Here is a 24,684-nt window from a genome sequence, read left to right as displayed (position 1 = left end):
ATCAGTGCAGAAAGGGGTGCGCATCTTACTTGATCGACCCGGACGCTGCTTGCAACTGCGCCTCGACCTCGGCGCAGCGCGGGCACAGGCACGAGGCGTCGCGCAGTTCCGCCGGCAGCGCCTGGAGCACCGCCGGGTCGATGCTGACGCCGTAGCACCAGCAGGCGCGGTCGGCGGTTCGCGGGTCGGCCAGGGTGCAGTCGTTGGGTGCACCGCAGGCCGGGCAGAGGTCAGGCTGGTTCATAGCTGAAGTGAGGTTTTTCCACGCAGGTTCGGTTACGGCCAGATTGCTTGGCCCGATACATCGCATGATCCGCCCGTGACAGCAGGCTGTGCAAGGTGTCATCGGGCTGCTGGGTGGTGAGGCCTATGCTGACGGTCACATGCAAGGCCTGACTGTTGTAGGCATAGCGCTGTTGTTCCACGTGCTGACGAATTTTCTCGGCAATCATCAGACCGGTCTTACCGTCGGTGTCCTTGAGTAGCACGATGAACTCTTCACCGCCCCAGCGGCAGACGATGTCGGAGTGCCGCAGGCAACTTTCCAGATCCCGGGCAAAACCGATCAGTACCTGGTCGCCGGCCAGGTGGCCGTAGGTGTCGTTCAGCGCTTTGAAGTGGTCCAGGTCCAGCAGCAAAGCGGTCAGCGGCTTGGGCTCGCGCCGGGCTTCGTGCATGGCCTGCGCGGCCAGCAGGTCGAAGCCGCGACGGTTGGGCAGTTCGGTCAGGCTGTCGAGGATGGCCTGGGCCTGGATCTTGTCCTGATAGCGTTTGATCACCCGGTTGAGCAGGGCCAGCACGATCAAGGTGACCAGCAGGCAGATCAACAGGTTGAGGTACAGCGACTGGCGGATTTCACCGAGGGCGCTGTCTTCGCGTTTGTCGACGAACAGGTACCAGTTCAGCTCCGGGATAAACCGTACGTTGAGGAAATGCCCCTGGCCCTGCACGGAGTATTCATAGCTGCCGCTGTGGGGTTTAGGCAGCCGGCTGACCAAGTCTTTCATGCTGTCGAGTTCGCTGAGTTTCTGCCCGATGCGCGCACCCTGCGGGCCCCCTCCGGCGCCGGTGAGCACCAGGCGCCCGAAGTTGTCGACGAAATACACGCTGCGCTGATAACGCTGCTGGTACTTGTCGATCAGCTTGATCACCGCGTCGACGGTCAGGCCAACCCCGGCCGCGCCGATGAATCGGCTGTTGTAGTCGTAGACCTTGTAGTTGATGAAAAAGGTCAGGTTGTCCTTGTTGGCGAGGTCCGGGTCGACGTTGATCTCGTACGGATCCTTCATGTCCCGCACACGGAAGTACCAGGCATCGCGGGGCTCGGTGGCCTTGACCTGCTTGAGCACACCCTTGGCGTGGTAGTAGGTCAGGCTGGTGTTGGAGACGAAAAACGCGGTGTAGGCGCCGTAGTGGGTCATGACCTCGTTGAGGTAACGGGTCATCTGGTCGGAATCCTTTTCACCATTGACCACCCAGTCGCGCATGAAGGTGTCGCGAGCCATCATCGAGGAAATCAGGATCGGCCTGACGAGGTCTTTCTGGATTTCCGAGTAGACCGTATCCGATGTCAGCGGCAATTCGGTGTTGACGATGTTGTCGCGGATCGAAGCCCGGGAGGCGTAGTAGCTGAGAAAGGAAGTGGCGAGGAAGCCTGCGCTCAGCAACGCGACCAGCGTGAGCACCAACGAACGTTGAGAGTACAGCGGCGAGCGAAGCGGCATGGCAGTTCCATTGGCAGTCATCCGATGGTTGCATTCTAATGGCACTGCGGGGAAATAACTGCCCTATGTGTGCCGCGAATGGGCGTTCCTGTGTTCCATGGAGGTTGCGCGTGGTCCTTGTGGGAGCTAGCTTGCTCGCGATGGCGGTGTGTCAGTCACATCAATCGTGAATGTGCTGACGCCATCGCGAGCAAGCTCGCTCCCACAGGGGGTGGTGTTGCATGTGAGTCTGGTGTTTAGCCGAGTGTTTTCAGATACATCCGCCACCCGCCCAAATGGCTGATGTTCACCGCGCCCTCCAGCCCATACGCCTCGCAGATAAACCCGGTCTCCCAGCGACCGTCCGCCAGTTGCACCTTGCCCAGCCCCAGTGGTGCCGGAATCCCGGTCAGGAACGAGCCCAACTCGCTGCTCGGCAACTCCCAGACTTCCACCGCAATCGCCACGCCGCCATCCTTCACGCGGACCATGCCCGGACGAAACGGCGGGCCGCCGGCCAGGGCATGGAGTTGATAGTCCGGTGAGCTGAATGTCGTTTCCACCAAACGGGCACCGCGCTGCTTGAGCTGCCAGTTCAACGCCAACCCGTCCAGGTGCGCCCCACAGACCACCAGTCGCGCTCGATCATGGCGTGCCACCGTCGCCGGTGCAGGCGTGGCCAGGCCTTGCTGACGCTGCAAGGCATCCGCCACGCCCAACAGATACTGATCGGTAAAGGCCCGGCCAAACAGCGTCACGCCCCAAGGCATGCCGTTGTCCATGAACGCGCTGGGCACGGCGACGGCGGCGTAGTCGAGCAGGTTCATGAAGTTGGTGTAGTAGCCCAGTTCCGAATTGCGCAGCACCGGTTCGGCCTCGAGTTCCGCCAGCGTCACCGGGCGGCCGATGGTTGGCGTGACGACGCAGTCCAGGCCTTGCAGTGCTGTGTCGCACAGGGCTTTGAGCGCTTGCAGCCGGTATTGGGCGCGGAAGGTTTGTACGCCGTCGACGGCGGGTGCCTTGGCCAATACGGTGCGAATAACCGGTAACACGGCCTCCGGGTTTTGCGCCATCAACTCCCCGACCACGCTGTAGCGCTCGGCCACCCACGGGCCTTCATAGAGCAAGCGTGCAGCCTCCAGAAACGGCGACAGGTCCAGTTCCACTGCTTCGCCGCCCAGGGCCTTGAGACGGTCGATGGCATCACCGAACAACAGTGGGCCTTCAGGGCAACCGAAGAATTGCAGGTCCTGTGCACGGGGTACGCCGAACCGGAAGGGGCGTGGTGTACCAAACGCCGAACCGTCGTTCCACAGGGGGTTGCTGCGGCTGTATTCGTCCCGAGGGTCGAGGCGTGCGGTGAGCGCCAGCAACTGACTGGCTTCCCGCGCCGTGGCGGTGAAGGTGGTGACGCAATCCAGCGTACGACAGGCCGGAACCACGCCGGCCGTCGAGATCAGGCCCTTGGTGGCTTTCAGACCGACCAGGTTGTTCAACGCCGCCGGCACACGACCGGAGCCGGCGGTGTCGGTGCCCAGCGCAAAGCTTACGACCCCGAGCGCCACCGCCAGCGACGATCCGGCGCTGGAACCGCCCGACGGATACTCCGGCAATACGCTGTTGGGGCACGCGCCGTACGGTGAGCGGCTGCCGTTGAGCCCCGTGGCGAACTGGTCGAGATTGGTCTTGCCCAGCGGGATCGCACCAAGGGCCAGCAGTTGTTCGACGATGGTCGCCGAGCGCTCCGGCACATAGGCGAATGCCGGGCACGCCGCCGTGGTCGGAATGCCCGCCAGGTCGATGTTGTCCTTGATCGCGAACGGCACGCCATACAGCGGCAGGCTGTCTAGGTCGCGACCGTCGAGGGCGGCGAGGTAAGGCTCCAGTTCAGCGACACTGAGCAAATGAATGAACAGGTGATAGTCCGGGTTCAGTGCCGCGGCTTTGTCCCGCAGCTGCAGCAGCAATTGCCGTGGCGTGGTGCAGCCTTCGCGATAAGCGCCACGCAGGGCGTCGAGTTGCAGATTGATGTTCATGGCATGAGTCCTTTTCAAAATGGGTTCAGTCAAGTTCCAGCACCACGACGCGCTGCCCGGCGCGCACCGCCGAACCCGGTTGCACGCGAATCTCGCGCACCACACCGGCCATTGGCGCGAGCAGGGGGATTTCCATCTTCATCGACTCCAGGATCACCAGCACATCGCCGGCCGCGACCCGACTGCCGACCTCCACCTGAACCTGCCAGAGGTTGCCGGCGATGTGGCTGTCGACGCTCTGTTGGCCGTTTTCCAGCGGTGCATCCTCGGTGGCCTCCGGGGCCGCTTCTTCACTGTCGAAATGCGCCTGGCCACTGGCGATCCAGCGTTCGCGCTCGGCATTGAATGCGCCTTTCTGCTGGTCGCGAAACGCCTCGATGGTCTCGGCTTCGCTGGCCAGGAACGCCTGGTAATCCGCCAGGTTCAACTGGCTGTGCTCGATGTTCAGGTCGAAGCGCCCGAGGGGGAACTCCCGGCGGATGCGTAGCAGTTCATCGGCGCTGACCGGGTAGAATCGGATCTGGTCGAAAAACCGCAGCAACCAGGGTTTGCCATCGAACGCGGCGACTTCGCGGTAGCGGTTCCACATCTGTAACGTGCGCCCGACGAACTGATAGCCACCGGGGCCTTCCATGCCGTAGACGCACATGTAGGCGCCACCGATGCCCACCGAGTTTTCCGCGGTCCAGGTGCGCGCCGGGTTGTACTTGGTGGTCACCAGGCGATGGCGCGGGTCGAGCGGGGTGGCGACCGGTGCGCCGAGGTAGACGTCGCCCAGGCCCATCACCAGGTAACTGGCGTCGAACACCGTGCGCTGCACTTCATCGAGGTTCGGCAGGTCGTTGATGCGGCGGATGAACTCCAGGTTGCTCGGGCACCACGGCGCGTCCTTGCGCACCGTGGTCATGTATTTCTCGATGGCCAACTGGCACGCCGGGTCGTCCCAGGACAGCGGCAGATGCACGATGCGCGAGGGCACTTGCAGATCCTTGGCGGCGCACACGGCGTCCCATTCGCCGGCGACGATGCCGAGCAGGTCGGACAGCGGCAGTTGCTCGGGTTGGTAGTGGACCTGCAGTGAGCGGATGCCGGGGGTGAGGTCGATCACGCCGTGCAGGTATTTGCTTTCCAGCGCCTGCATCAGGGCGTGGGCGCGGAAACGCAGGACCAGATCGAGTTCCGGGGCGCCGATTTCCAGCAGCAGGTGGGTGTCGCCGGACAGTCTTGCCACCAGCCGTGTGTCGTCCTGCCCAATGTCCAATACCACAGGCGACTCAATCCCCTGTGGGAGCGAGCTTGCTCGCGATGACGGCATCACATCCGACATCTGTGTGACTGAAACACCGCTATCGCGAGCAAGCTCGCTCCCACAGTGATCCCATTTCAAGGCGAGGCTGCGGGCGGTCTTGAGGTCGACGGGCAAGAACTGCACCTTGTCCCCAGCCTTGAGCTGCCCCAGTTGCCAAAGATCTGCCTCGATCACTGTCACCGGGCACACGAACCCGCCAAGGCTCGGGCCATCCGGGCCGAGGATCACCGGCATGTCACCGGTAAAATCCACCGCGCCGATCGCATATGGATTGTCGTGGATGTTCGACGGATGCAAACCGGCTTCACCGCCGTCGGCACGCACCCACTCAGGCTTCGGTCCGATCAGGCGAACGCCCGTGCGGCTGGAGTTGAAATGCACTTCCCACTGCGTGGCGAAGAAGGTGCCGATGTAGTGTTCGGTGAAGTACTCCGGGGCGCCGTGGGGGCCGTAGATCACGCGAATCTGCCGAACTGCCGGCAACTTGGTGGCCTGTTCTTCAGCCAGTTGCTGACCGGCACTGCGGTCATTCAGGGCTGGCAGGTGCAACACATCACCGGCTCGCAATGCGCGACCACCATGGCCGCCAAACTGGCCGAGGGTGAAGGTGCTTTTGCTGCCCAGATAGTCCGGCACTTGCAGGCCACCGCGCAGGCACAGATAGGTGCGCGCACCTGCGCCTGCAATGGTGCCAAGGCTCAACATTGCGCCCGCTGGAATCAGCAGTGCCGTGTTCATCGGTACGCTTTCGCCGTTCAAAGCCAACGGAATCACCGCGCCGGTCACCGTCACCACCGTCTCGCAATTGAAGCGCAGCAACGGTCCGCTCATGGTGATTTCCAGCGCCGCTGCGCCTTCGTCATTGCCCAGCAGACGGTTGCCCAGACGCAGCGCGCGACTGTCCATCGGCCCGGATGGCGGTACGCCCACCGCCCAGTAACCGAGTCGGCCGGGATAGTCCTGAACGCTGGTCTGGGTGCCGGCGCTGAGCACCTCGAAGGTGTTGGCCTGATACACCAGGCCTTCCAGGCAACGGGTCCATGGCTGGCCGCTGGCGAAAGGCACATCGAGCAGAATCTGCCGCAGGTAGTCGCGGTTGGTTTCCACGCCGTAGAGCAGGCTGGCCCCCAGCGCCTGATGCAGATCCGCGCTGGCCTCTTCGCGAGTTGGCGCCCAACTGATGACCTTGGCGATCATCGGGTCGAAGTAGGGCGGGATCTCGCAGCCAGCCTCGACCCAGGTGTCGATACGCAATTGAACGCCATTGGCCACCGGGAAATCCACGGCGGTAAGCAAGCCTGGGCTGGGTTGAAAGTCGCGACCCGGATCCTCGGCATACAACCGCGCCTGAATCGCATGACCCACCGGTTGCAAACCCTGCATCAGTTCGCACAGGGGTGGCAGATCGCCGGCCGCCAGTTGCACCATCCAGCGCACCAGGTCGACACCCCACACCTGTTCGGTGACACCGTGTTCCACCTGCAAACGGGTGTTCACTTCCAGGAAGTAGAAACGCTGGGCCTCGCTGTCGAACACAAACTCCACGGTGCCGGCGCTGCGGTAATTCACTGCCTTGGCCAATTTGATCGCCGCCGCACACAGTTCATCGGCCATGCCGTCGGGCAGGTTCGGCGCAGGGGTTTCTTCTAGGACTTTCTGGTTGCGTCGTTGTACCGAGCAATCACGCACGCCGAGGGCGATCACTTCGCCGCGACCGTCGCCGAACACCTGTACTTCCAGGTGCCGGGCGCGCTGTATGTACTTCTCGATGAACACTCCGGCGTCGCTGAAATTGTTCTGGCCCAGGCGCTTGACCGCTTCGAAGGATTCGCTCAACTCGGCCGCGCTGCGGCACACGCGCATGCCGATGCCGCCACCGCCAGCGGTGCTCTTGAGCATCACCGGGTAGCCGACCTGTTCACCGGCCAGCAGCGCGGCATCGAGGCTGTCGAGCAGTTCGGTGCCTTCGAGCATCGGCACGCCGTGTTGTTTGGCCAGGGCGCGTGCGGTGTGCTTGAGGCCGAACACCCGCAGTTGTTCGGGCGTCGGGCCGATGAAGGCGATGTTGGCGGCCTCGCAGGCTTCGGCGAACGCGGCGTTTTCCGAAAGAAAGCCGTAGCCGGGATGGATCGCGGTGGCGCCGGTGGACTTGGCGATGGCGAGGATTTTATCGACCGCCAGGTAAGTTCCAGCCGCTGCACCTTCACCGAGGCTGTGGGCCTCATCGGCTTGCAGGATGTGCAGGCTGGCGGCATCGGCTTCGGAGTACACGGCAACGCCCTGCACTTGCAGTTCACGCAGGGTCCGCAGGATGCGACAGGCAATGGCGCCACGGTTGGCAATCAGGACTTTTTCGAACATGGCATAACCCCTGGAGGGGATGCGGGCCGTCCCGCAGTTTTTCGATGAGAGCCGGGGTCGTCCCCGGCGGCAGAATCAGATTTCTTCAAATCACCACCGCCCCCCTGTAGGAGCGAGCTTGCTCGCGATGGTCGTGAACGATTACGCGTGAAACCAGATGCCTAGCGGTGGCTTCGGGTTTTTCGCGAGCGAGCTCGCTCCTACAGGGGGTGGTGTTCCTGAGGTTTGAGGCACTGGCCGGAACGGGCCTGGCATAAGGCGAACAACCAGCGACGCAACCGCGAGAACTTCAGTTCCATACCAGCAGCTCCGCAGGGGTGGGGTTGTAGGCGTTGCAGGGGTTGTTCAGTTGCGGGCAGTTGGAGATCAGCACGATCACGTCCATCTCGGCCCGCAGGTCGACGTACTTGCCCGGTGCCGAGATGCCGTCTTCGAAGGTCAGGCCGCCGTCGGCAGTAACTGGAACGTTCATGAAGAAGTTGATATTCGGCCCGATGTCGCCCTTGCCCAGGCGGCCATCGTGAGCACAGGCGCGCAGGTAGTTGTCGCGGCAGCTGTGCATGTAGCGTTTTTCCAGGGCGTAGCGCACGGTGTTGCTTTCTTGCGCACAGGCGCCGCCGAGGGTGTCGTGACGCCCGCAAGTGTCGGCGACGATGGTTAGCATCGGCTTGCCGAGGTTGGAATACAGCACACTGCCAGTGCTCAGGTACACGCTGTTTTGCCGACGCAGGGTGCGCTGCACGTCGTAGCGCTCCCTGGGATTGGCGACGCTGTAGAACAAGGTGTCGACGGCTTGATTACCTTCAAGGTCGAGGATGCGCAGGGTCTGTCCCGCCTTGATCTCCATCAGCCAAGGCTCGCCGGCGGGGATGGTGGCGCGGTAGATCGCGGTGTCTGGTTGCTTGTGAACGGTAGCGATTGCGAGTGACATGGCAGCGATCCTCAGGCAAACAAACGGTCGGTGTTGATGAAGCCGCGCTCGTTTTCCGGGCGCGAGGTACGGCAGTGTTCGGCGACGGTGGCGTCGGCGTTCATCCAGCTGAGCTTCAGCGGTTTCGGTGCATATTCCGGCGACGGGTCCATCGGGTGCTGCAGGGCGGTGAGCACCACCAGGGTGTCCATCGGCGCGTACAACTCGATGTAGTCGCCAGCCTTGGAATTGCCCTCCACGAAATGGAAGCGCCCGGCGTCATCGACGTTCACGCGGCTGAACAGGTTGAGGGTCATCAGCAGGTCGGACAGGCCCAGCCCCCACTTGCCCAGTTCCACCAACAGGTTGTCGGTACCGTTGCGGAAGAAGCCGTTGCGCAGTTCCTGATAGCGGCCCGCGCCGTACTTTTGCGCCACTTCTTCAGCGCAGAGCACACCGCCGAGGCTGTCGCTCCAGCCGCAGGTGTCAGCGGTGATGGCGGCCAGCACGCGGCCCATGTCCGAGTACAGGCAGTGGCCGGCGGTGAGTTTGGCGGTGTGTTGGCATTTGAGGCTGTCGGGCAGGTTCAGCCGTTCGGTTTTTTCATTGGCGTTGAGCAACGTCAGGCTGACATTGGCGCCGCCACGCAGGTCGGTCAGACGCAGCAATTGGCCGCGTTTGAGCACGAAGGAACGATGGCCGCCGCCGGGGAGCATTTCCTCGGCGAAGGGCGGGAACAGTCGGGTCGAATCAGTCATGGGCAAAAACCTCTCAAGCGGTTCGAAGTGAGCCCGCCAGTTGCACTGGCAGGGCGTCGACGGCGGTACTGTGGGTGCGGCGGTCGCTGTTCAAAGGGATGTCGTAGGTGATGCGTGCGCCATAGCGGCCGGGTGCATGGGGGTCGAGACGGACCTTGTCGAACACCAGCAGGCGGGTGCCCAGGCTGAAGCCTTCGGACAGGTCATGGGTAACCATGAACACCGTCAGTCGGGTCTCGCGCCACAGCTCCAGGAGCAAGGCGTGCATGTCTTTGCGGATGCCCGGGTCGAGGGCGCCGAACGGTTCGTCGAGCAGCAACACCCGCGGCTTCATGATCAGCGCCTGGGCGATGGCCAGCCGTTGTTGCATGCCGCCGGAGAGCTGCGCCGGGTACTTGTCCAGCGAGTGGCCCAGGCCGACTTTGTGCAGCAGCACCGAAGCCTGTTCGCGGGCTTCTTTTTTCGCGCTGCCGAACAGGCGTCCAAGCAAACGCGAGCGCGGCAGTTCGAGGCCGAGGGCGACGTTGTCCAGAACACTCAGATGCGGGAACACCGAATAGCGTTGGAACACCACGCCACGGCTGGCGTCCGGTTCTGCGGCCAAGGGCTGGCCGTCGAGCAGGATTTCGCCGCGGCTGGCTCGCTCCTGACCGAGCAGCAAACGTAGGAAGGTGGATTTACCGCACCCGGACGCACCCACCAGGGTGCAGAACTCACCCTCGTTGACGGTCAGGTTCAGACCTTCGAGCACCACCTGATCGACGTATTGCTGCCAGACGTTTTTCACCGTGATGAAGCTCATTTGGCCGCTCCTTCATACCAAGGGAATGCGCGGCGGGTCAGCTGCTTGAGCCCCCAATCCATCAACCAGGCGAGCAGGGTGATCCACACCACGTACGGCAAAATCACGTCCATCGCCAGGTAACGGCGCACCAGGAAAATCCGGTAGCCGAGGCCGTCGGTGGAGGCGATGGCTTCGGCGGCAATCAGGAACAGCCACGCCGAGCCGAGCATCAGTCGCAGCGAGATCAACAGGCGTGGCAGCAGTTGCGGCAACACCACCCGCAGCATCAGGGTCCAGGTAGACGCGCCGAGGGTCTGGGCCTTGATCAGCAACTCCACCGGAATTTCCCGGGCGCGTTGTTCCAGGTCACGGGCCAGTGCCGGAGTAATGCCGATCACGATCAGCATCACTTTCGACAACTCACCCAAGCCGAAGACGATGAACAGGATCGGCAGGATCGCCAGCGGTGGCACCATCGACAGCACGGTCAACAAGGGTGACAACGGCGCACCGAACAGCGGCAGGGTACCGGCGGCGATGCCCAGGCACAGCCCGGCCAGGGCGCTGATGCCCAGGCCGATGGCCAGGCGTTGCAGGCTGGACGCCGTGTCCTGCCAGAGCAGGTATTCGCCGGTGCGGCTATCGGCCACGAAGGCCAGGCGTTTCACCGCATCGGTCATCTGCACGGCGCTGGGCAGCAGCTTGTCGTTGGGGTTTTCCGCCAGTCGCTCGGCCGAGCCCATGAAGTAGGCGAACAGCACCAGGGCGAACGGCAGGATCACCAGCAACAGGCGACTCGGGCGGTCCGGGTGACGGTTGATCAGGCGCATGGCCAGTTCTCCTGATTACAGCTTGGCGTCGGCGGCCATCTGCACGTAACTCGGGTCGAAGCGCAGCTTGAGGTTGCCCTTGTCGCCGCTGGTCACGCCGTTGGCGAAGGCCATGCCGACCGCGCTGGTGTCTTTGGCGCCTTCACCCAGCAAGCCGTGCTGGAAGGAGAACTCGGCGACCTTGCGCATGGTTTCCGGCAGTTGCTTGCTGGTACTGAACGCCAGGGCTTCTTTCGGGGTGGCGAACAATTTGGTGGTGTCCAGTTGCGCCTGGAAACCCGCCAGGTCAGTGCCAGAGGCCTTGGCCATGTGCTCAAGGGCGGCTTTGCTGGCGGCGTTTTTCGCGTTCATCAACTCGACCACTTCGAACCAGGCGCCGGTCAGTGCCTTGCCGAGGGCCGGGTTGTCTTTGAGGGTTTGGGAGTTGACCACCATCATGTCCATGATTTCGCCGGGGATCTGGCTGGAGTTGAACACCTCGGTCACCGCAGGCTTGGCCTTGATGTCCGAGAGCATCGGGTTCCAGGTGGTGACGGCGTTGACCTGATCAGTGTTGAAAGCAGCCGAGATATCGGCGTCGGAGGTGTTGACCACTTTCAGGTCTTTTTCGGTGAGGTCCACCGAATCCAGCGCCCGGGCCAGCAGGTAGTGGGAGACAGAGAGCTCCACCAGATTGACGTCCATGCCCTTGAGGTCGGCGACTTTCCTGCCTTCGCCCTTGAGTACGATGCCGTCGTTGCCGTTGGAGAAATCACTGACGATCAGCGCGGTGCTGTCCACGCCGCCAGCGGCCGGAATCGTCAGCGCGTCCATGTTGGTCATGGTGCAACCGTCGAACTGGCCGGCGGTGTACTGGTTGATGGATTCGACGTAGTCATTGAGCTGTACCACGTCGATCTTGATGCCGTACTTCTTCGCCCATTTGTCGACGATGCCCTGGCTGCCGGCGTATTCCCAGGGCATCCAGCCGGCGTAGATCGTCCAGCACACGCTGAAGTGGTCTTTCTGTGCAGCCTGGGACGAGAAGCTCACGAGGGCGGCGAACGCAGCGGCGAGCAGGGCGGGTAAACGAAGCTGGGACATGGTGGTTCTCCAGTTGATCAAGGACGGACAGGACGGCAGCGGCACCGATAACGGTGGCTTGTCTCCCGGGCTTTTGTCCCGCCGTGTAACCTCAACTGGAGGTCGCCAACTCTCGGACCAGTCACTCGCGATTGCGAGCCGGAACCCTAGTCAGCCATTGCAAATTGTGGTGCCGCGAACCTGTAGTGACTCCTGCACGGTTTTAGTAAAGCGAGAGGCGTGCCAAGTTGGTCCGAGCGCTCTAGCGTGGGGGGCAGGGAGATCGACGGTGTTGGTTGGAAAGGTGCACTGCCTTGTGATGGTGCGCTGGTGCACCGCATTGGAACCTGTCCACCGCTGATCAGACGGTGGGTGTGACGTCGCACTTGGCAGGGGATTGCCAGTCAAAACAGGTGTAAGTCGGAGCGTGCCGACTGCTGTTACAGGTCTTCACGGAGGCCGCCATGTTGCGTCGATTGTTGTTAGGTGCAGTACTGGGTCTTGGATTGTCTGGCTGCTACTACTACGCCGGTCCTGCCGACGTCTACGGGGGACCTTATTACTACCCCGGCTACTACTCGCCCTATTACTACGGTTACTACGGTCCGCGTTACTACGGTGGCTATCGCGCCTATTACTACGGTGGGCATGGTTACTACCGAGGCCACGGCGGCGGACATCATGGCGGTGGACATCGAGGTGGCCACCGTTAATCAGGGCGCGAATGGATGAAAAACCTTTCATCGGCCAGATGTTTCCACTTGTTTCGATGGCGCACCAGATTCCGAATTCGGTGTCTGATCTTTCGACAGTCACCGAACATTTGACTGTCGCCTGCCAGCGTCGCTGGTGTGGCTTACCCGCGGTCCAGGAGGCCGCCATGCTCTGTCGAATTCTTCTGCTAGCTGTGTTGGGATTGTCCCTTGGTGGGTGCGTGCCTTACTACGATGAAGGAGGCAGTTACTACAGTTCCGAGGTCTATACCTCGCCATCGCCAACCTATTACGCCGGGGGGAGTTCCTACTACTCCAATGGTGGCGGTTACTACACACCGCCGCCCCGGTACTACGTGCCGCCAGCGCGGTATTACCAGCCGACACCGCGCTATTACTCACAGCCACGGATCTATCAACCGTCGCGCTATTACTCGCAGCCGCGGATGTATCAGCCATCGCGCCATTACCAGTCGGCCCCTCGTTACTATCAGCCATCGCGAGGCGACTACCGCATGCATCAGAACCATGGCTGGGACGGCCGTAACCGCGGGAACTGGAACAACGACTATCGCGGTCACGACGGACGCGGCTATCGCAGCGGGCGGGGCAAGCACCGCTAATCCTTAAACTGAATACAAAACTTGTGGGAGCGAGCAGGCTCGCTCCCACATTTTTTTGCCCGGACTTCAGTATTCGGACAAATCCGCCAGCGGATGCCGACCTTCCCACGCCTTGTGAAAATGCGCCTCTACCACCGCGTCCGGCACGTTGTTGATGTCCGGCCAGTGCCAATGCGGTTTCTGATCCTTGTCGATCAACCGGGCACGTACGCCTTCGCTGAATTCCGGATGCCGACAGCAGTTGAGGCTCAGGGTGTATTCCATCTGGAAGACTTCGGCCAGCGACAGGTGTCGGGCACGGATGATTTGCTCCCACACCAGATGAGCGGTCAGCGGAGCGCCTTCGCTCAGGGTCCTGGCTGCGCGGCTCAGCAACAGGTCGGTGTGATCGCGCAAGGCGCTGATGGCCTTCCAGGCGCAACGCACGTCGCTGACATCCAGCATCTCGTCGATCTGTTGTCGGCGCGGCAGCCACTGGGCTTCAGGCATCTGTGCCACGGCTTCCTGCTGCAAGGCCTTGAGCAGGCTGTTGAGTTGCATGGGTGTCTGTTCCTGCCAGTTCAATTGCAACAGGCCTTCGATCAATTCCGGCTGCTGCTCATCGAGCAGGAAACGATCGGCCAGGTCCAGGTCGATGGCATCGCGGCCGTTCATGTGCGCACCGGTCAGGCCCAGGAACAACCCGAGCTTGCCGGGCAGGCGCGACAGAAACCAACTGGCGCCAACGTCCGGGTACAGGCCGATGCTGATCTCCGGCATGGCCAAGCGGCTGCTCGGCGTGACGATGCGGATGCCTGCCCCTTGCAACAGCCCCATGCCACCGCCGAGCACATAGCCGTGGCCCCAGCAGATCAGCGGTTTTGGGTAGGTATGCAGTTTGAAGTCCAGGCGATATTCCGCCGCAAAGAACTGCGCGGCCAGTGGCGGTACTTCGCCTGGATGGACGCGACAGGCTTCCACCAGGCTGCGCACTTCGCCGCCGGCGCAAAAGGCCTTGGCGCCATTGCCGCGCAACAGAACGCAGACGATCTGCGGGTCCTTGGCCCAGGCCCCCATTCGGTCGCGCAGGGCGTTGATCATCGGCAGGGACAGGGCGTTCAGGGATTTTTCGGCATCCAGGCTGGCGATACCGATGCGCGCGCCGTCGGTGCCGGTGAGTTCTTCGAAGTGCAGATTCATCGTGACCTCGATCGGGAATTTGAAGGTTAAGTATGATCGCTGTGTGGGAAAGTGCCGGATCTGCGTCAGATCAATTGACAAGCGTGATGCGCTTTCCTAGGGTTCGCCCCATTGTTTTTTCCGGATGTAACCATGACTGCTGACGACCGTATCAAACTCGAACCGGGCTGGAAGGAGGCACTGCGTGCCGAATTCGACCAGCCCTACATGGCAGAGTTGCGAAACTTCCTGCAACAGGAGCGGGCGGCCGGTAAGGAGATCTATCCGCCGGGGCCGATGATTTTCAACGCGCTCAATTCCACGCCGCTGGATAAGGTCAAGGTAGTGATCCTCGGGCAGGACCCATATCACGGTCCGGGCCAGGCCCATGGCTTGTGCTTCTCGGTGCAACCGGGCGTGCCGGCGCCGCCGTCGCTGGTGAACATTTACAAAGAACTCAAACGCGACCTGAACATCGACATTCCCAACCATGGCTACTTGCAAAGCTGGGCCGATCAGGGCGTGTTGATGCTCAACACCACCATGACCGTCGAGCGTGCCAATGCCAATGCGCACAAGGACAAGGGCTGGCAGTTTTTCACCGATCGGGTCATTGAAGTGGTGAGCCAACAGCAACCGCACCTGGTCTTCATGCTGTGGGGCGCCCATGCCCAGAGCAAGCAGAAGCTGATCGATGCGACCAAGCATCTGGTGTTGACCTCGGTGCATCCGTCACCGCTGTCGGCCTATCGCGGCTTTCTCGGTTGCGGGCACTTCAGCCGGACCAATAAATTTCTGGAACAGAATGGCGAGACGCCGATCGAGTGGCGGTTGCCGCCGGTTTGATGGGTTGAGCAAGAGGGCCCCATCGCGAGCAAGGATCACGCGAACCCTGTGGGAGCGAGCTTGCTCGCGATGAAGTCGACTCGATCGCTCAGACTGAATCCGGACCCCGGTTCCAGTACTTGAACAACGGCTCCGCCAGAAACAACACAAACAACAGCCGCATCACCTGCATCGCCGTCACCAGAGGCACCGACAGTTGCAGGGTTTCCGCCGTCAGGCTCATCTCGGCAATCCCGCCGGGCATCATGCCCAAGGTCAGCGAACGCAGATCCAGATGGGTCAGCGCACTCAAACCCAAGGCCGCCGCTGTGGCGATCAGCATGGTCAAAATCGTGCCGATCAAGGTGCGCCCCATGAACGATGGCGCACGCCGGAAAAACTGCCGGTTGAAGTGACAGCCCAGACCGCTACCGATCAACCACTGGCCAATCTGGCTACCGCCATCGGGTAAACCGATGTGCAGGTCCCAGCCGATGCTGACTGCCGCGCTGACCAGCAACGGCCCGAACAGCCAGGGGGTGGGTTGACGCAGGCGTTCCCAGATCCAGGCGGCCAATGCGCCGGCAGGAAACAATACTGCCAGCCAGCGCCAATCGATGCTGCCGGCATGGGAAATCGGCGCACCGTCGCCCAGCAGATACTTGAAGGCTGCCGGCACGCACAGCACGACCACCAACACCCGCAAACTCTGCCCCGCCGCGACACGGCTGAGCACCGCACCATTGCGGGCGCCGAGGTTGACCATCTCCCCGGAACCACCGGGCATGCTGGAAAAGAACGCCGTGGCGCGATCTTCTCCGGTACGGCGCATCAGCCACACGCCGACGACCGCCGACAGGCTGGTGACCAACGCACCGAAGAAGATCAGACCGAAATGACTGAGTACCTGCTCCATCACCACTGGAGTGAAATGCAGGCCGATACCGATACCGACGATCCACTGGCCGCACTTGCGTCCGCCAGGGATTTCGGCCAATTGCCAGGGTGTCAGGCAGCGCACGAGGATGATCGCCAGCAACGAGCCGACCATCCACGGCAAAGGCCAGCCGACCTGGCTGGCGAGGAAACCGCCCAGCAGGCCGACCAGCGGGGTTCCCCACCAGAGTTTGAGGGGGGACGGATCAGACATCGGCGATAACGCGTTGGGCGGCCGAACGTTTGCGCCAGATGCGGATGAGCGGCATCAGCAGCATGATCGCCGTCAGGACCCAGCAGCCGAAGGTGATCGGGCTCGACCAGAGGATTTCCAGCGCACCGTTGGAAATCGACAGAGCGCGGCGCAGGTTCTGTTCCATCAAACCTCCGAGGATGAAGCCCAGCAATACCGGCGACAGCGGGAAGTCCAGCTTGCGCAGGATGTAACCGAAGATGCCGATGCCGATCATCAGGAACAGGTCGAACGTGGTCGCATGCACCGCGTAGACGCCGATCCCGGTAATGATCGCGATCACCGGCACCAGTGCCCAGTTCGGCACGGCGAGAATGCGGGTAAAGATGCGGATCATCGGGATGTTGAGGATCACCAGCATCACGTTGGCGATGAACAACGAAGCGATCAGGCCCCAGACGATGTCCGGTTGCTGTTGGAACAGAAGCGGGCCTGGGGTGATGTTGTACAGCGAAAGGGCGCCGATCATCACCGCCGTAGTGCCTGAACCTGGAACGCCGAGGGTCAGCATCGGCACCAGCGCACCGCAGGCTGCGCCGCCGATGGCGGTTTCCGGCGCCGCGAGGCCGCGCATGTCGCCTTGTCCGAAAGTACCCTTGGCACCCGCCATGCGTTTTTCGGTCATGTAGGCCACGGCACTGGCCAGGGTCGCACCGGCACCCGGCAACACGCCCATGATGAAACCCAGCACGCCGCAACGGATGTTCACCACGAACACCGACGCCGCTTCCTTGAAGTTGAACATCATGCGCCCGGTGGCTTTCACCGCTTCCTGGCCGTGGTGGGTTTTTTCCAGCAGCAGAAGGATTTCGCTGATGGAGAACAGGCCCAACACCAGCACGACGAACTGGATACCGTCGGTGAGGTGGATGTTGTCCCCGGTGAAACGGTACACACCGCTGTTGGCGTCGATGCCGACGGTCGACAGGAACAGACCGATCAGCGCCGCGATGAACGTCTTCAGTGGGCGGTCACCGGCCATGCCGCCGAGGCAGACAATCGCAAACACCATCAGTACGAAATATTCCGCGGGGCCGAAGGCAATCGCCCATTTCGCCAGTAGCGGGGCGAACAGCACCATGCCGCAGGTGGCAATGAAGGCACCGATGAACGAGCTCCATGCCGACAACGACAGCGCTACACCGGCCAGACCTTTGCGGGCCATCGGGTAACCGTCCAGGGTGGTCATCACGGTGGACGCTTCGCCCGGAATGTTCAGCAGGATCGAGCTTATCCGGCCGCCGTATTCGCAACCCAGGTACACCGCCGCCAGCAGGATCAGTGCCGACTCCGGTGGCAGGCCGAGGGCGAATGCGATCGGGATCAACAGTGCCACGCCGTTGATCGGCCCCAGGCCCGGCAACAGGCCGACCACGGTGCCGATCAGGGTGCCGCACAGTGCGGTCACCAGGTTGTACGGGCTCAGCGCGACGCCGAAACCCTGACCCAAATAGCCAAGAGTATCCATATCAGTTCTCCAGAACGTTGAGCACGCCCAAGGGCAGCGGCACGTCCATCAACTTGTCGAACAGCAGGTAGAGGCCGACGGCCATCAGGCTGATGATCACGATGCTTGGAACCCAGCGACCGCCATACAGACGGGCCATGGGCACCCCGATCAGGATGCTGGCGACGATGAAACCCAGGGGTTCGAAGGCGCCGGCGAACACCAGCAACAGCACGACGCAGAGGCCGATCTTGGTCAGGGTTTCACGGTCCAGCGGCGGCTCGTCATCGCTGTGCTTGATCGGCGCAGGACGAAATACCATGTACAGAAGTGCCGAGCCCATCAGGCCAAGCATCAGCAGTGGGAAGGCCCGAGGCCCCACCGGTTCGTAGGAAAAATCCGCTTGGTACGGCCACGCCATCAGTGCCAGGCCGAGACAGGCCAGCAACAGCACCGAAGCAAAAATGCGTTGTAAGAGCATGAGGAACTCCTGTGCTGCGACTCCGCCGAACGGAGTCGCAGCCGCTAGACAGAGACGATCACTGGATGAGGCCGAACTCTTTGGCCAGCACTTTGTAGTCCGCGACCTGCTTCTTCACGTAGGTGTCCAGTTCCGGGCCGGTCATGGCGAACGGGAACAGTTCACGCTGGTCGCGCAGCTTGGCGAACTCGGGGGAGGCCAGCAGCTTGTCGAAGGAATCCTTCCACCAGGCATAGTCTTCATCGCTGACTTTTGGCCCGAGGTAGAAGCCGCGAACCACCGGCCAGACGATGTCGTAGCCTTGCTCGCGGGCTGTCGGAATGTCCTTCATTTCCGGCTCGTCCAGGCGCTTGTCGGAGAACACCGCCAGCAGGCGCATGTCACCGCTCTGGATGTGCGGCATGGAGTCGGAGATGTCGGTGCTGCCGACCTGGATATGACCGCCGAGCAGGGCGGTGGCAATTTCACCGCCGCCTTCAAGGGCAACGTAGCGCAGGTCGCGCGGGTTGATCCCGGCGGCCTTGGCGATCAGCGCGGTTTGCATCCAGTCCTGGCTGCCGACGGTGCCGCCGGAGCCGATCACCACTTTGCTCGGATCTTTCTTCAGTGCCTTAACCAGATCGTCGAGGGTCTTGTAGGGCGAGTCGCTTTTCACTGCGATGGCGCCGTAGCTGGTGCCAACGGCGGCCAGCCAGCGCACGTTGCTTTCATCGAAACGACCGAACTTGCCTTGGGCCAGATTCAACAGCGAGCCGCTGGACCAGGCCACCAGGGTGCCGGCATCGGCGGGACGCTGGGCGACCACCGCGTTGTACGCCACCGCGCCGACACCGCCGGGCATGTAGGTCACGCGCATCGGTTTGGTCAGCAGCTTTTCGTTGACCAGCGCGCTTTGCGCCAGTTTGCAGGTCAGGTCGAAGCCACCGCCGGGCGAGGCCGGGGCGATGCATTCCGGGCGTTTGGGTTCGGCGAGCGCTTGGCCGGTGAACAGCAGGACGCTGGCGGCGAGGGCGATTTTACGCATTGACAGGTTCATTCAAGTCTCCTTGGGAGTTGTTGTTATGGACGTACTGAATTACCAAAGGGCAACGCTATAGCTCACCAGCAGACGCACTTCATCGGCATCGCGAGCAGAGTAGTTGGAGCGGTAGGTGGCATTGCGCAGGCGCACGGCGACATCCTTGAGCGCGCCGCTTTGTACAACATATTTAATCTCGGAGTTGCGTTCCCACTCTTTGCCTTCGTCACCGTTCTTGAGCTTGATGTTGTCACCGCTCACGTAACGGCTCATGAAGGTCAGACCGGGGACGCCGAGGGTGACGAAGTCGAAGTCATAACGCGCTTGCCAGGAGCGTTCTTCGGCGCCGGCAAAGTCGTTGATCTGTACGAAGTTAACCAGGTACGGGTCGGCGCCATCCACATACGGGAATGCGCTGTCGCCGGACATGTGCTGGTAGCCCGCGCTGAACTTGTGGCCGCTCAAGGCGTAACTCACCAGGCCGTTGAGGGACTTGTTGTCGATCTTGCCGCCACGGGCCTCACCCTGGTCATCACTGATGGCAAACCGCAGGTCGGTGCCAAAAGTGCCGGGGCCAAATGGCTGCGAAGCGATCAAACCGAGGAAATGCTGGTTGTAGACTTCATCGAGTTGCGCGAAGTGGTAGCTGCCGGTGATCTTGTCGGTGAGCTTGTAGTCCAGGCCGCCAAAATCAAAGTGCTTGCCGGCCACCGTGCCAGCAAAACGGCCGTTCTTGTTGTTGAGGGCAATGTCCTCGAAGTCGGTGCTGTCACGGTCCTTGGCTTTATCCAGACGCCCGCCGGTGAAAGTCAGGTTCTTGAGCTCTTTGGATGTCAGCATGCCGCCCTCGAAGGTCTGCGGCAGGATGCGCCCGTCATTGGGCTTGAGGATCGGCAGTTCCGGGATCAGGGTGCCGACTTTCAGCTCGCTGGCGGAGATTTTCATTTTGCCGGTCAGGCCGAGCTTGGAGTATTCGTCGACGGCGCGCCCATCGTCGGTCGGCAGCAGGCCGGTACCGGTACGGTCCGGGCTCGAATCGAGCTTGACCCCCATCATGCCCAGCGCATCGACACCGAACCCCACGGTGCCGTCGGTGTAGCCTGATTTCAGATTGAGCATGAACCCCTGGGCCCACTCGTCACGCTTGGACTGTTGGGCGCTGGTGCCGTCGCGAAAGTCGCGATTGAAGTACATGTTGCGGGTTTCGAAAGTGGCCGAGCTGTCTTCGAAGAATGCGGCCTGGCTCAACGGCGAAAAGCCGGCAAGGGCGGCAGCGCTGGCAAGCGCAGTGTGGCTGAAACGGGAGAGGCGGGCAGGCGCGATAGCCTGGGTCTGCAGGGACTGCATGGATGACTTACTCCGTTTATTGTTCTTATTTGTCGAAAACGCGTCGAGGCGTTTTTCGTATCGCTGTTTGGCTGCAGCGACGGCAGTCGAAACTGTCCGTGGCTGGACTGTAACGGGCTAACCTTTCGCTAACCTTTCAGCTGACTTTCACGGTTTTCGGGCTTCACAGCGGCGGTTGCGGCTGTAAACTTCGCGCCAGAGAATGGCGTCGACCATCCCGGAATGAGGTAAAGATCCATGCGTGTTCTGCTCGTCGAAGACCATTTGCAGCTCGCCGAAAGTGTCGCTCAGGCGCTCAAGAGCACCGGGCTGACCGTGGACGTTCTGCACGATGGCGTGGCAGCCGACCTGGCGCTGGGAAGCGAGGAATACGCCATGGCGATCCTCGACGTCGGCTTGCCGCGCATGGATGGTTTCGAAGTGCTGGCACGTTTGCGGGCGCGGGGCAAGAACCTGCCGGTGTTGATGCTGACCGCCCGCAGCGACGTCAAGGACCGGGTCCACGGCCTCAACCTCGGCGCCGACGACTACCTGGCCAAGCCGTTCGAACTGACCGAACTCGAAGCCCGGGTCAAAGCCTTGTTGCGCCGCAGCGTGCTGGGCGGTGAGCGCATTCAGCGTTGCGGTGTGCTGGCCTACGACCTGGAAACCCGGCGTTTCACCCTCGGGGAAGAGTTGCTGACCCTGACCTCCCGCGAACAGGCCGTGCTCGAAGCCCTGATCGCGCGCCCCGGTCGGGTGATGAGCAAGGAGCAGCTGGCGTCGCAAGTGTTCGGCCTCGACGAAGAAGCCAGCCCCGATGCCATCGAAATCTACGTGCACCGCCTGCGCAAGAAACTCGACGGTCAGCCGGTCGCCATCGTGACCTTCCGCGGCCTCGGTTACTTGCTGGAAAGCCGCGATGCATAAGCCCAGCAGCCTGCGCTGGAGGTTGCTGTGGAACCTGGCGCTGCTGCTGGTAGTGTTGATGCTCGCCAGTGGTTTGAGCGCCTACTGGAACGGACGCGAAGCTGCCGATACGGCCTATGACCGGACCCTGCTGGCGTCGGCGCGAACCATCGCTGCCGGCGTCTCCCAGCGCGACGGCACCCTGAGTGCCGACGTGCCCTACGTGGCCCTCGATACCTTTGCCTACGACAGTGCCGGGCGAATTTTCTACCTGGTCAACGACATCAATCAGAAGCTGATTTCCGGTTACGAAAACCTGCCCGCGCCACCGCCGGGAACGCCGCGCACCGATGACTATCCGGCGCTCGCACGTTTCTACAATGCCCAGTACCGCGGGCAGAACGTGCGCGTGGTGAGCCTGCTCAAGCCCGTGAGCGAGCCGAACATGAACGGCATGGCGGAAATTCGCGTGGCGGAAACCGATGAGGCGCGCGTCAGCATGGCCCGCAGTCTGGCGGCGGATACTTTGCTGCGCCTGGGCATGCTGGCAATCGGTGCGTTGATGCTGGTGTGGTTCGCGGTGAGTGCTGCGTTGCGTCCGCTGGAGCGCTTGCGCACGGCGGTGGAAGAGCGCCAGCCGGACGATCTGCGCCCCTTGCCTTTGGTGGAAGTGCAGCGCGAATTGTGGCCGCTGGTGCGTGCACTCAATCACTTTACCGAGCGCTTGCGTGGCCAGTTCGAGAAGCAGGCGCAATTCATCGCCGACGCCGCCCACGAACTGCGCACGCCGCTGGCGGCGCTCAAGGCGCGACTGGAGCTGGGCCAGCGCTCGGCCGAGCCCGATGTCTGGCGCAGCACGCTGGAGAGTGCCGCCCAGGGCACTGATCGATTGACTCATCTGGCCAATCAGTTGCTTTCCCTGGCGCGGGTCGAAAATGGCGCACGGGCGATTGCCGAGGGCGGCGCGCAGTTGCTCGACCTGAGTCAGCTGGCACGTGAGCTGGGCATGGCCATGGCGCCGTTGGCCCATAAGCGTGGTATCGCGCTGGCACTGGAGGCGGATGAGCCGGTCTGGTTGCGGGGCGAGCCGACGTTATTGAACGAGCTGCTGAGCAATCTGGTGGATAACGCACTGGCCCACACGCCGCCGGGTGGCAACGTGATTCTGCGGGTCTCGGCGCCTGCCGTGCTGGAAGTCGAAGATGATGGCCCCGGCATACCTCTTGAAGACCGCGATCGGGTATTCGAGCGCTTTTATCGCCGCAATCAGCAAGTGGCCGGTTCCGGATTGGGGTTGGCGATTGTCGGTGAGATTTGCCGCGCGCATCTGGCCCAGATCAGCCTGCACGATGGCGAGCGGGCGGGGTTGAAGGTGCGGGTGAGTTTTGTTGCGGGGGATTGATGCCGCGTCTGTTCAGGCCCCTTCGCGGTCTTTGATCAGTAAAACATCGTGCGCGTTTCTTCCAGGTCGGCGCACATCGCCTTGTCGTCAAAATCGATTCCAAGTGCCTTGTAGGCCGGTACGTTCAATGCATCGGTACTGGCGAGCGGGTGATCGGTGTCCTGCAGGCAATACAGGCTGGCCACCTGCACCAGATCCACATAGTCGACCTGTGCAGACTGGCGCTTGAAGTTCAGGTATAGCCGCGGCACTTGTACCAGCATGTCGGGAAATTCCCAGACCCTGAGCAGTTTTTCGCCGATTAGCGGATGAATCCGGTCGATCACATGGTTGAGGCTTACCGGGTCGGACAACAGCTCGTAGTGATCTTCGGCGTAGGTCAGGATCGGCAGCACGCCGATCTGGTGCACCAGGCCGCCAAGGGCCGCCTGATCGGGCTTTAGTCGGGTGCAACTGCGGCACAAGGCGTAGCTGACGCCGGCGATTTCCAGGCTTTTACGCCAGACATCGCGCATCTTCTGTTCCACCACGTCGGAGCGGGCATGGAAAATCTGCTCCATGACCAGGCCGATCGCCAGGTTACAGCTGTAGTTGATGCCCAGGCGTGTGATCGCGGTATGCAGGTCGGTCACTTCCTGGGTCGCGCGCAACAGTGGGCTGTTGACCACTTTGATCAGGCGTGCCGACAGCGCGGTATCACGGCCGATCACTTTGCTCAGGGTACTGACGCTGACTTCCGGGTTTTCCGCGGCCTTGCGAATCTGCAAGGCTACTTCCGGTAACGTTGGCAGAACCAGGTCATCGTTATTGATGGCCTCAACCAAATCCTGTTGGACCTTTTCCGCCAGCTTGCTCATTTAATCTCTCTAGGTGTCGCACCAAGTACTGCCGTTATTGCTGGATTTCGCGGTCGCGGTCCAGTTCATAAGGCAGGTCGAGCAGCTGCAAGGAAGGCCCTTCGAGCGCGCCCAAGTGGATGTCTCCACTTTCTGCTGCTTCGGCTTGCAACACAGCCAGGAGTTCAATGTTCTGTCCGGCGCGGGCCGCCAGCACCACTTCGCCGATGGCGCTGCCGTGGGTCGGGGAAAACAGCGGGGTACCCGGTTCAGGCAGTTCGCCGGCAGCCAGTTGCAGGCGATACAGGCGGCGCTTGAGTTTGCCCAGGTACTGCATCCGCGCGACGATTTCCTGCCCGGTGTAGCAACCTTTCTTGAAACTCACGCCACCGACCGCTTGCAGGTTGAGCATCTGGGGGATGAACAACTCGCGGGTGCCGGGCATGACCTGGCCGATCCCGGCGCGGACCTGGCCCAGCAGCCATTGATTCAGATCGCCTTCGCTCAGCACAGCCGAAAGCTTGCCTTTGACCGCATCGGCTTGACCGGCGGCAACCCACAGTTCGGCACGATCAGGCGAGACGCGGATGGCGATCAGCCCATCGTTGCGCGCGACGCTGTCGGTTTCTGCCGGCAGGTCCAGACTGAGGCTGACCAGTGCGGCGTCGCCATGGTCAACGCCGAAACGGACCCAGGCGGCACTTTCGTCGGTCAGTTTCGACTTGGAAAATACCGCGTATTTTTTCAGATCCGCCAGTTGCGGTTCGAGCAATTCGGTGGCCATGGCCAGGACCACGCCGTCACCTTCGAGCAGGATGCGGAAACTCGATTGCATCCGGCCTTTTTGCGTGCAGCGGGCACCGAGGCTGGCCCGGGAATCGCTCAGGTAGTTGAGGTTGCAGGTCAGTTGGCCTTGCAGGAATTTGCTGGCGTCCGCGCCGCGGACCGCGAGAACACCTTCATGAGAAAGGGTGCAGAAAAAAGCAGAGTCGGCCATGGGTCAT

Annotated in this window: 22 protein-coding genes and 1 riboswitch; of the genes, 5 read left to right on the top strand and 17 right to left on the bottom strand. The window is 61.9% G+C overall.

The window, feature by feature from the left end; all coding sequences use genetic code 11:
• Nucleotides 1-25: 25 nt before the first annotated feature.
• The 9 genes from AC3WTM_RS19290 to AC3WTM_RS19250 all read right to left on the bottom strand — a co-directional run bounded on the left by AC3WTM_RS19290 (nt 26) and on the right by AC3WTM_RS19250 (nt 11,774).
• Nucleotides 26-244, bottom strand: coding sequence for a cysteine-rich CWC family protein (locus AC3WTM_RS19290; RefSeq protein ID WP_008050697.1), 219 nt, complete (start codon nt 242-244; stop codon nt 26-28).
• On the bottom strand, nt 231-1,724 hold the full coding sequence (locus AC3WTM_RS19285; RefSeq protein ID WP_102672060.1) for a sensor domain-containing diguanylate cyclase: 1,494 nt from the start codon (nt 1,722-1,724) through the stop codon (nt 231-233). Before AC3WTM_RS19285 ends, AC3WTM_RS19290 begins: the two co-directional genes overlap by 14 nt.
• Before the next feature lie 236 nt (nt 1,725-1,960).
• Nucleotides 1,961-3,739 (bottom strand): allophanate hydrolase, encoded by a 1,779-nt coding sequence (atzF, locus tag AC3WTM_RS19280; RefSeq protein ID WP_102672059.1) that lies wholly within the window; start codon nt 3,737-3,739, stop codon nt 1,961-1,963.
• Between the two features lie 25 nt (nt 3,740-3,764).
• A complete protein-coding gene (gene uca, locus AC3WTM_RS19275; RefSeq protein ID WP_102672058.1) occupies nt 3,765-7,409 on the bottom strand; it encodes an urea carboxylase in 3,645 nt (1,214 codons plus the stop codon).
• A 289-nt stretch (nt 7,410-7,698) separates the two neighbouring features.
• Entirely contained in the window at nt 7,699-8,340 is a 642-nt protein-coding gene (locus AC3WTM_RS19270) for an urea amidolyase associated protein UAAP2 (protein WP_102672057.1), read from the bottom strand.
• Nucleotides 8,341-8,351: 11 nt separating this feature from the next.
• Nucleotides 8,352-9,077, bottom strand: a complete 726-nt coding sequence (locus tag AC3WTM_RS19265) for an urea amidolyase associated protein UAAP1 (protein ID WP_102672056.1) — start codon at nt 9,075-9,077, stop codon at nt 8,352-8,354.
• Nucleotides 9,078-9,090: 13 nt separating this feature from the next.
• Nucleotides 9,091-9,879 (bottom strand): ABC transporter ATP-binding protein, encoded by a 789-nt coding sequence (locus AC3WTM_RS19260; RefSeq protein WP_102672055.1) that lies wholly within the window; start codon nt 9,877-9,879, stop codon nt 9,091-9,093.
• Nucleotides 9,876-10,691: an ABC transporter permease gene (locus AC3WTM_RS19255; RefSeq protein ID WP_102672054.1), complete on the bottom strand. Its 816-nt coding sequence runs from the start codon at nt 10,689-10,691 to the stop codon at nt 9,876-9,878. The genes AC3WTM_RS19260 and AC3WTM_RS19255 overlap by 4 nt, the downstream gene beginning before the upstream one ends.
• Nucleotides 10,692-10,706: 15 nt before the next feature.
• Nucleotides 10,707-11,774 (bottom strand): putative urea ABC transporter substrate-binding protein, encoded by a 1,068-nt coding sequence (locus AC3WTM_RS19250; RefSeq protein ID WP_102672053.1) that lies wholly within the window; start codon nt 11,772-11,774, stop codon nt 10,707-10,709.
• Nucleotides 11,775-11,834: 60 nt separating this feature from the next.
• A riboswitch (guanidine-I (ykkC/yxkD leader) is annotated at nt 11,835-11,935 on the bottom strand.
• A gap of 282 nt (nt 11,936-12,217) precedes the next feature.
• Between AC3WTM_RS19250 and AC3WTM_RS19245 the strand changes: the two genes are divergently transcribed.
• Together AC3WTM_RS19245 and AC3WTM_RS19240 are read left to right on the top strand one after the other, a co-directional pair.
• Nucleotides 12,218-12,466 (top strand): hypothetical protein, encoded by a 249-nt coding sequence (locus AC3WTM_RS19245; RefSeq protein WP_102672051.1) that lies wholly within the window; start codon nt 12,218-12,220, stop codon nt 12,464-12,466.
• A gap of 167 nt (nt 12,467-12,633) precedes the next feature.
• Complete coding sequence (locus AC3WTM_RS19240; protein ID WP_102672091.1) at nt 12,634-13,089, top strand: hypothetical protein; 456 nt, start codon at nt 12,634-12,636, stop codon at nt 13,087-13,089.
• A 66-nt stretch (nt 13,090-13,155) separates the two neighbouring features.
• Here the strand turns inward: AC3WTM_RS19240 and dspII are convergent, their stop codons facing one another.
• Nucleotides 13,156-14,268 (bottom strand): enoyl-CoA hydratase/isomerase DspII, encoded by a 1,113-nt coding sequence (dspII, locus tag AC3WTM_RS19235; RefSeq protein ID WP_102672050.1) that lies wholly within the window; start codon nt 14,266-14,268, stop codon nt 13,156-13,158.
• 132 nt (nt 14,269-14,400) lie between these two features.
• Between dspII and ung the strand changes: the two genes are divergently transcribed.
• Complete coding sequence (gene ung, locus AC3WTM_RS19230; protein WP_008050720.1) at nt 14,401-15,093, top strand: uracil-DNA glycosylase; 693 nt, start codon at nt 14,401-14,403, stop codon at nt 15,091-15,093.
• Nucleotides 15,094-15,181: 88 nt separating this feature from the next.
• On the opposite strand, the gene AC3WTM_RS19225 is transcribed toward ung, so the two are convergent.
• The 5 genes from AC3WTM_RS19225 to AC3WTM_RS19205 are packed head-to-tail and all read right to left on the bottom strand — an operon-like array spanning nt 15,182 to nt 20,554.
• Nucleotides 15,182-16,222, bottom strand: a complete 1,041-nt coding sequence (locus AC3WTM_RS19225) for an AbrB family transcriptional regulator (RefSeq protein WP_102672049.1) — start codon at nt 16,220-16,222, stop codon at nt 15,182-15,184.
• On the bottom strand, nt 16,215-17,729 hold the full coding sequence (locus tag AC3WTM_RS19220) for a tripartite tricarboxylate transporter permease (protein WP_056720684.1): 1,515 nt from the start codon (nt 17,727-17,729) through the stop codon (nt 16,215-16,217). Before AC3WTM_RS19220 ends, AC3WTM_RS19225 begins: the two co-directional genes overlap by 8 nt.
• A 1-nt stretch (nt 17,730) precedes the next feature.
• The gene (locus AC3WTM_RS19215) at nt 17,731-18,189 is read right to left on the bottom strand and encodes a tripartite tricarboxylate transporter TctB family protein (RefSeq protein WP_102672048.1); all 459 of its coding nucleotides are present in this window, start codon (nt 18,187-18,189) and stop codon (nt 17,731-17,733) included.
• A gap of 58 nt (nt 18,190-18,247) precedes the next feature.
• Nucleotides 18,248-19,225, bottom strand: a complete 978-nt coding sequence (locus AC3WTM_RS19210; RefSeq protein WP_102672047.1) for a Bug family tripartite tricarboxylate transporter substrate binding protein — start codon at nt 19,223-19,225, stop codon at nt 18,248-18,250.
• 39 nt (nt 19,226-19,264) lie between these two features.
• On the bottom strand, nt 19,265-20,554 hold the full coding sequence (locus tag AC3WTM_RS19205) for an OprD family porin (protein ID WP_102672046.1): 1,290 nt from the start codon (nt 20,552-20,554) through the stop codon (nt 19,265-19,267).
• Nucleotides 20,555-20,791: 237 nt separating this feature from the next.
• Between AC3WTM_RS19205 and AC3WTM_RS19200 the strand changes: the two genes are divergently transcribed.
• Complete coding sequence (locus AC3WTM_RS19200) at nt 20,792-21,463, top strand: response regulator (RefSeq protein WP_007979804.1); 672 nt, start codon at nt 20,792-20,794, stop codon at nt 21,461-21,463.
• Nucleotides 21,456-22,844: a sensor histidine kinase gene (locus tag AC3WTM_RS19195; RefSeq protein WP_102672045.1), complete on the top strand. Its 1,389-nt coding sequence runs from the start codon at nt 21,456-21,458 to the stop codon at nt 22,842-22,844. Before AC3WTM_RS19200 ends, AC3WTM_RS19195 begins: the two co-directional genes overlap by 8 nt.
• A 35-nt stretch (nt 22,845-22,879) precedes the next feature.
• Here the strand turns inward: AC3WTM_RS19195 and AC3WTM_RS19190 are convergent, their stop codons facing one another.
• Nucleotides 22,880-23,701, bottom strand: a complete 822-nt coding sequence (locus tag AC3WTM_RS19190; RefSeq protein WP_057716028.1) for an HDOD domain-containing protein — start codon at nt 23,699-23,701, stop codon at nt 22,880-22,882.
• 34 nt (nt 23,702-23,735) lie between these two features.
• Nucleotides 23,736-24,677, bottom strand: a complete 942-nt coding sequence (ygfZ, locus tag AC3WTM_RS19185; RefSeq protein ID WP_102672044.1) for a CAF17-like 4Fe-4S cluster assembly/insertion protein YgfZ — start codon at nt 24,675-24,677, stop codon at nt 23,736-23,738.
• Nucleotides 24,678-24,684 lie beyond the last annotated feature (7 nt).

The sequence above is a fragment of the Pseudomonas sp. EU05-FHT14B02 genome (genome assembly GCF_058791055.1).
Note: the sequence above shows the minus strand (reverse complement) of the source record. Positions and strands in the feature narration are given on the sequence as shown.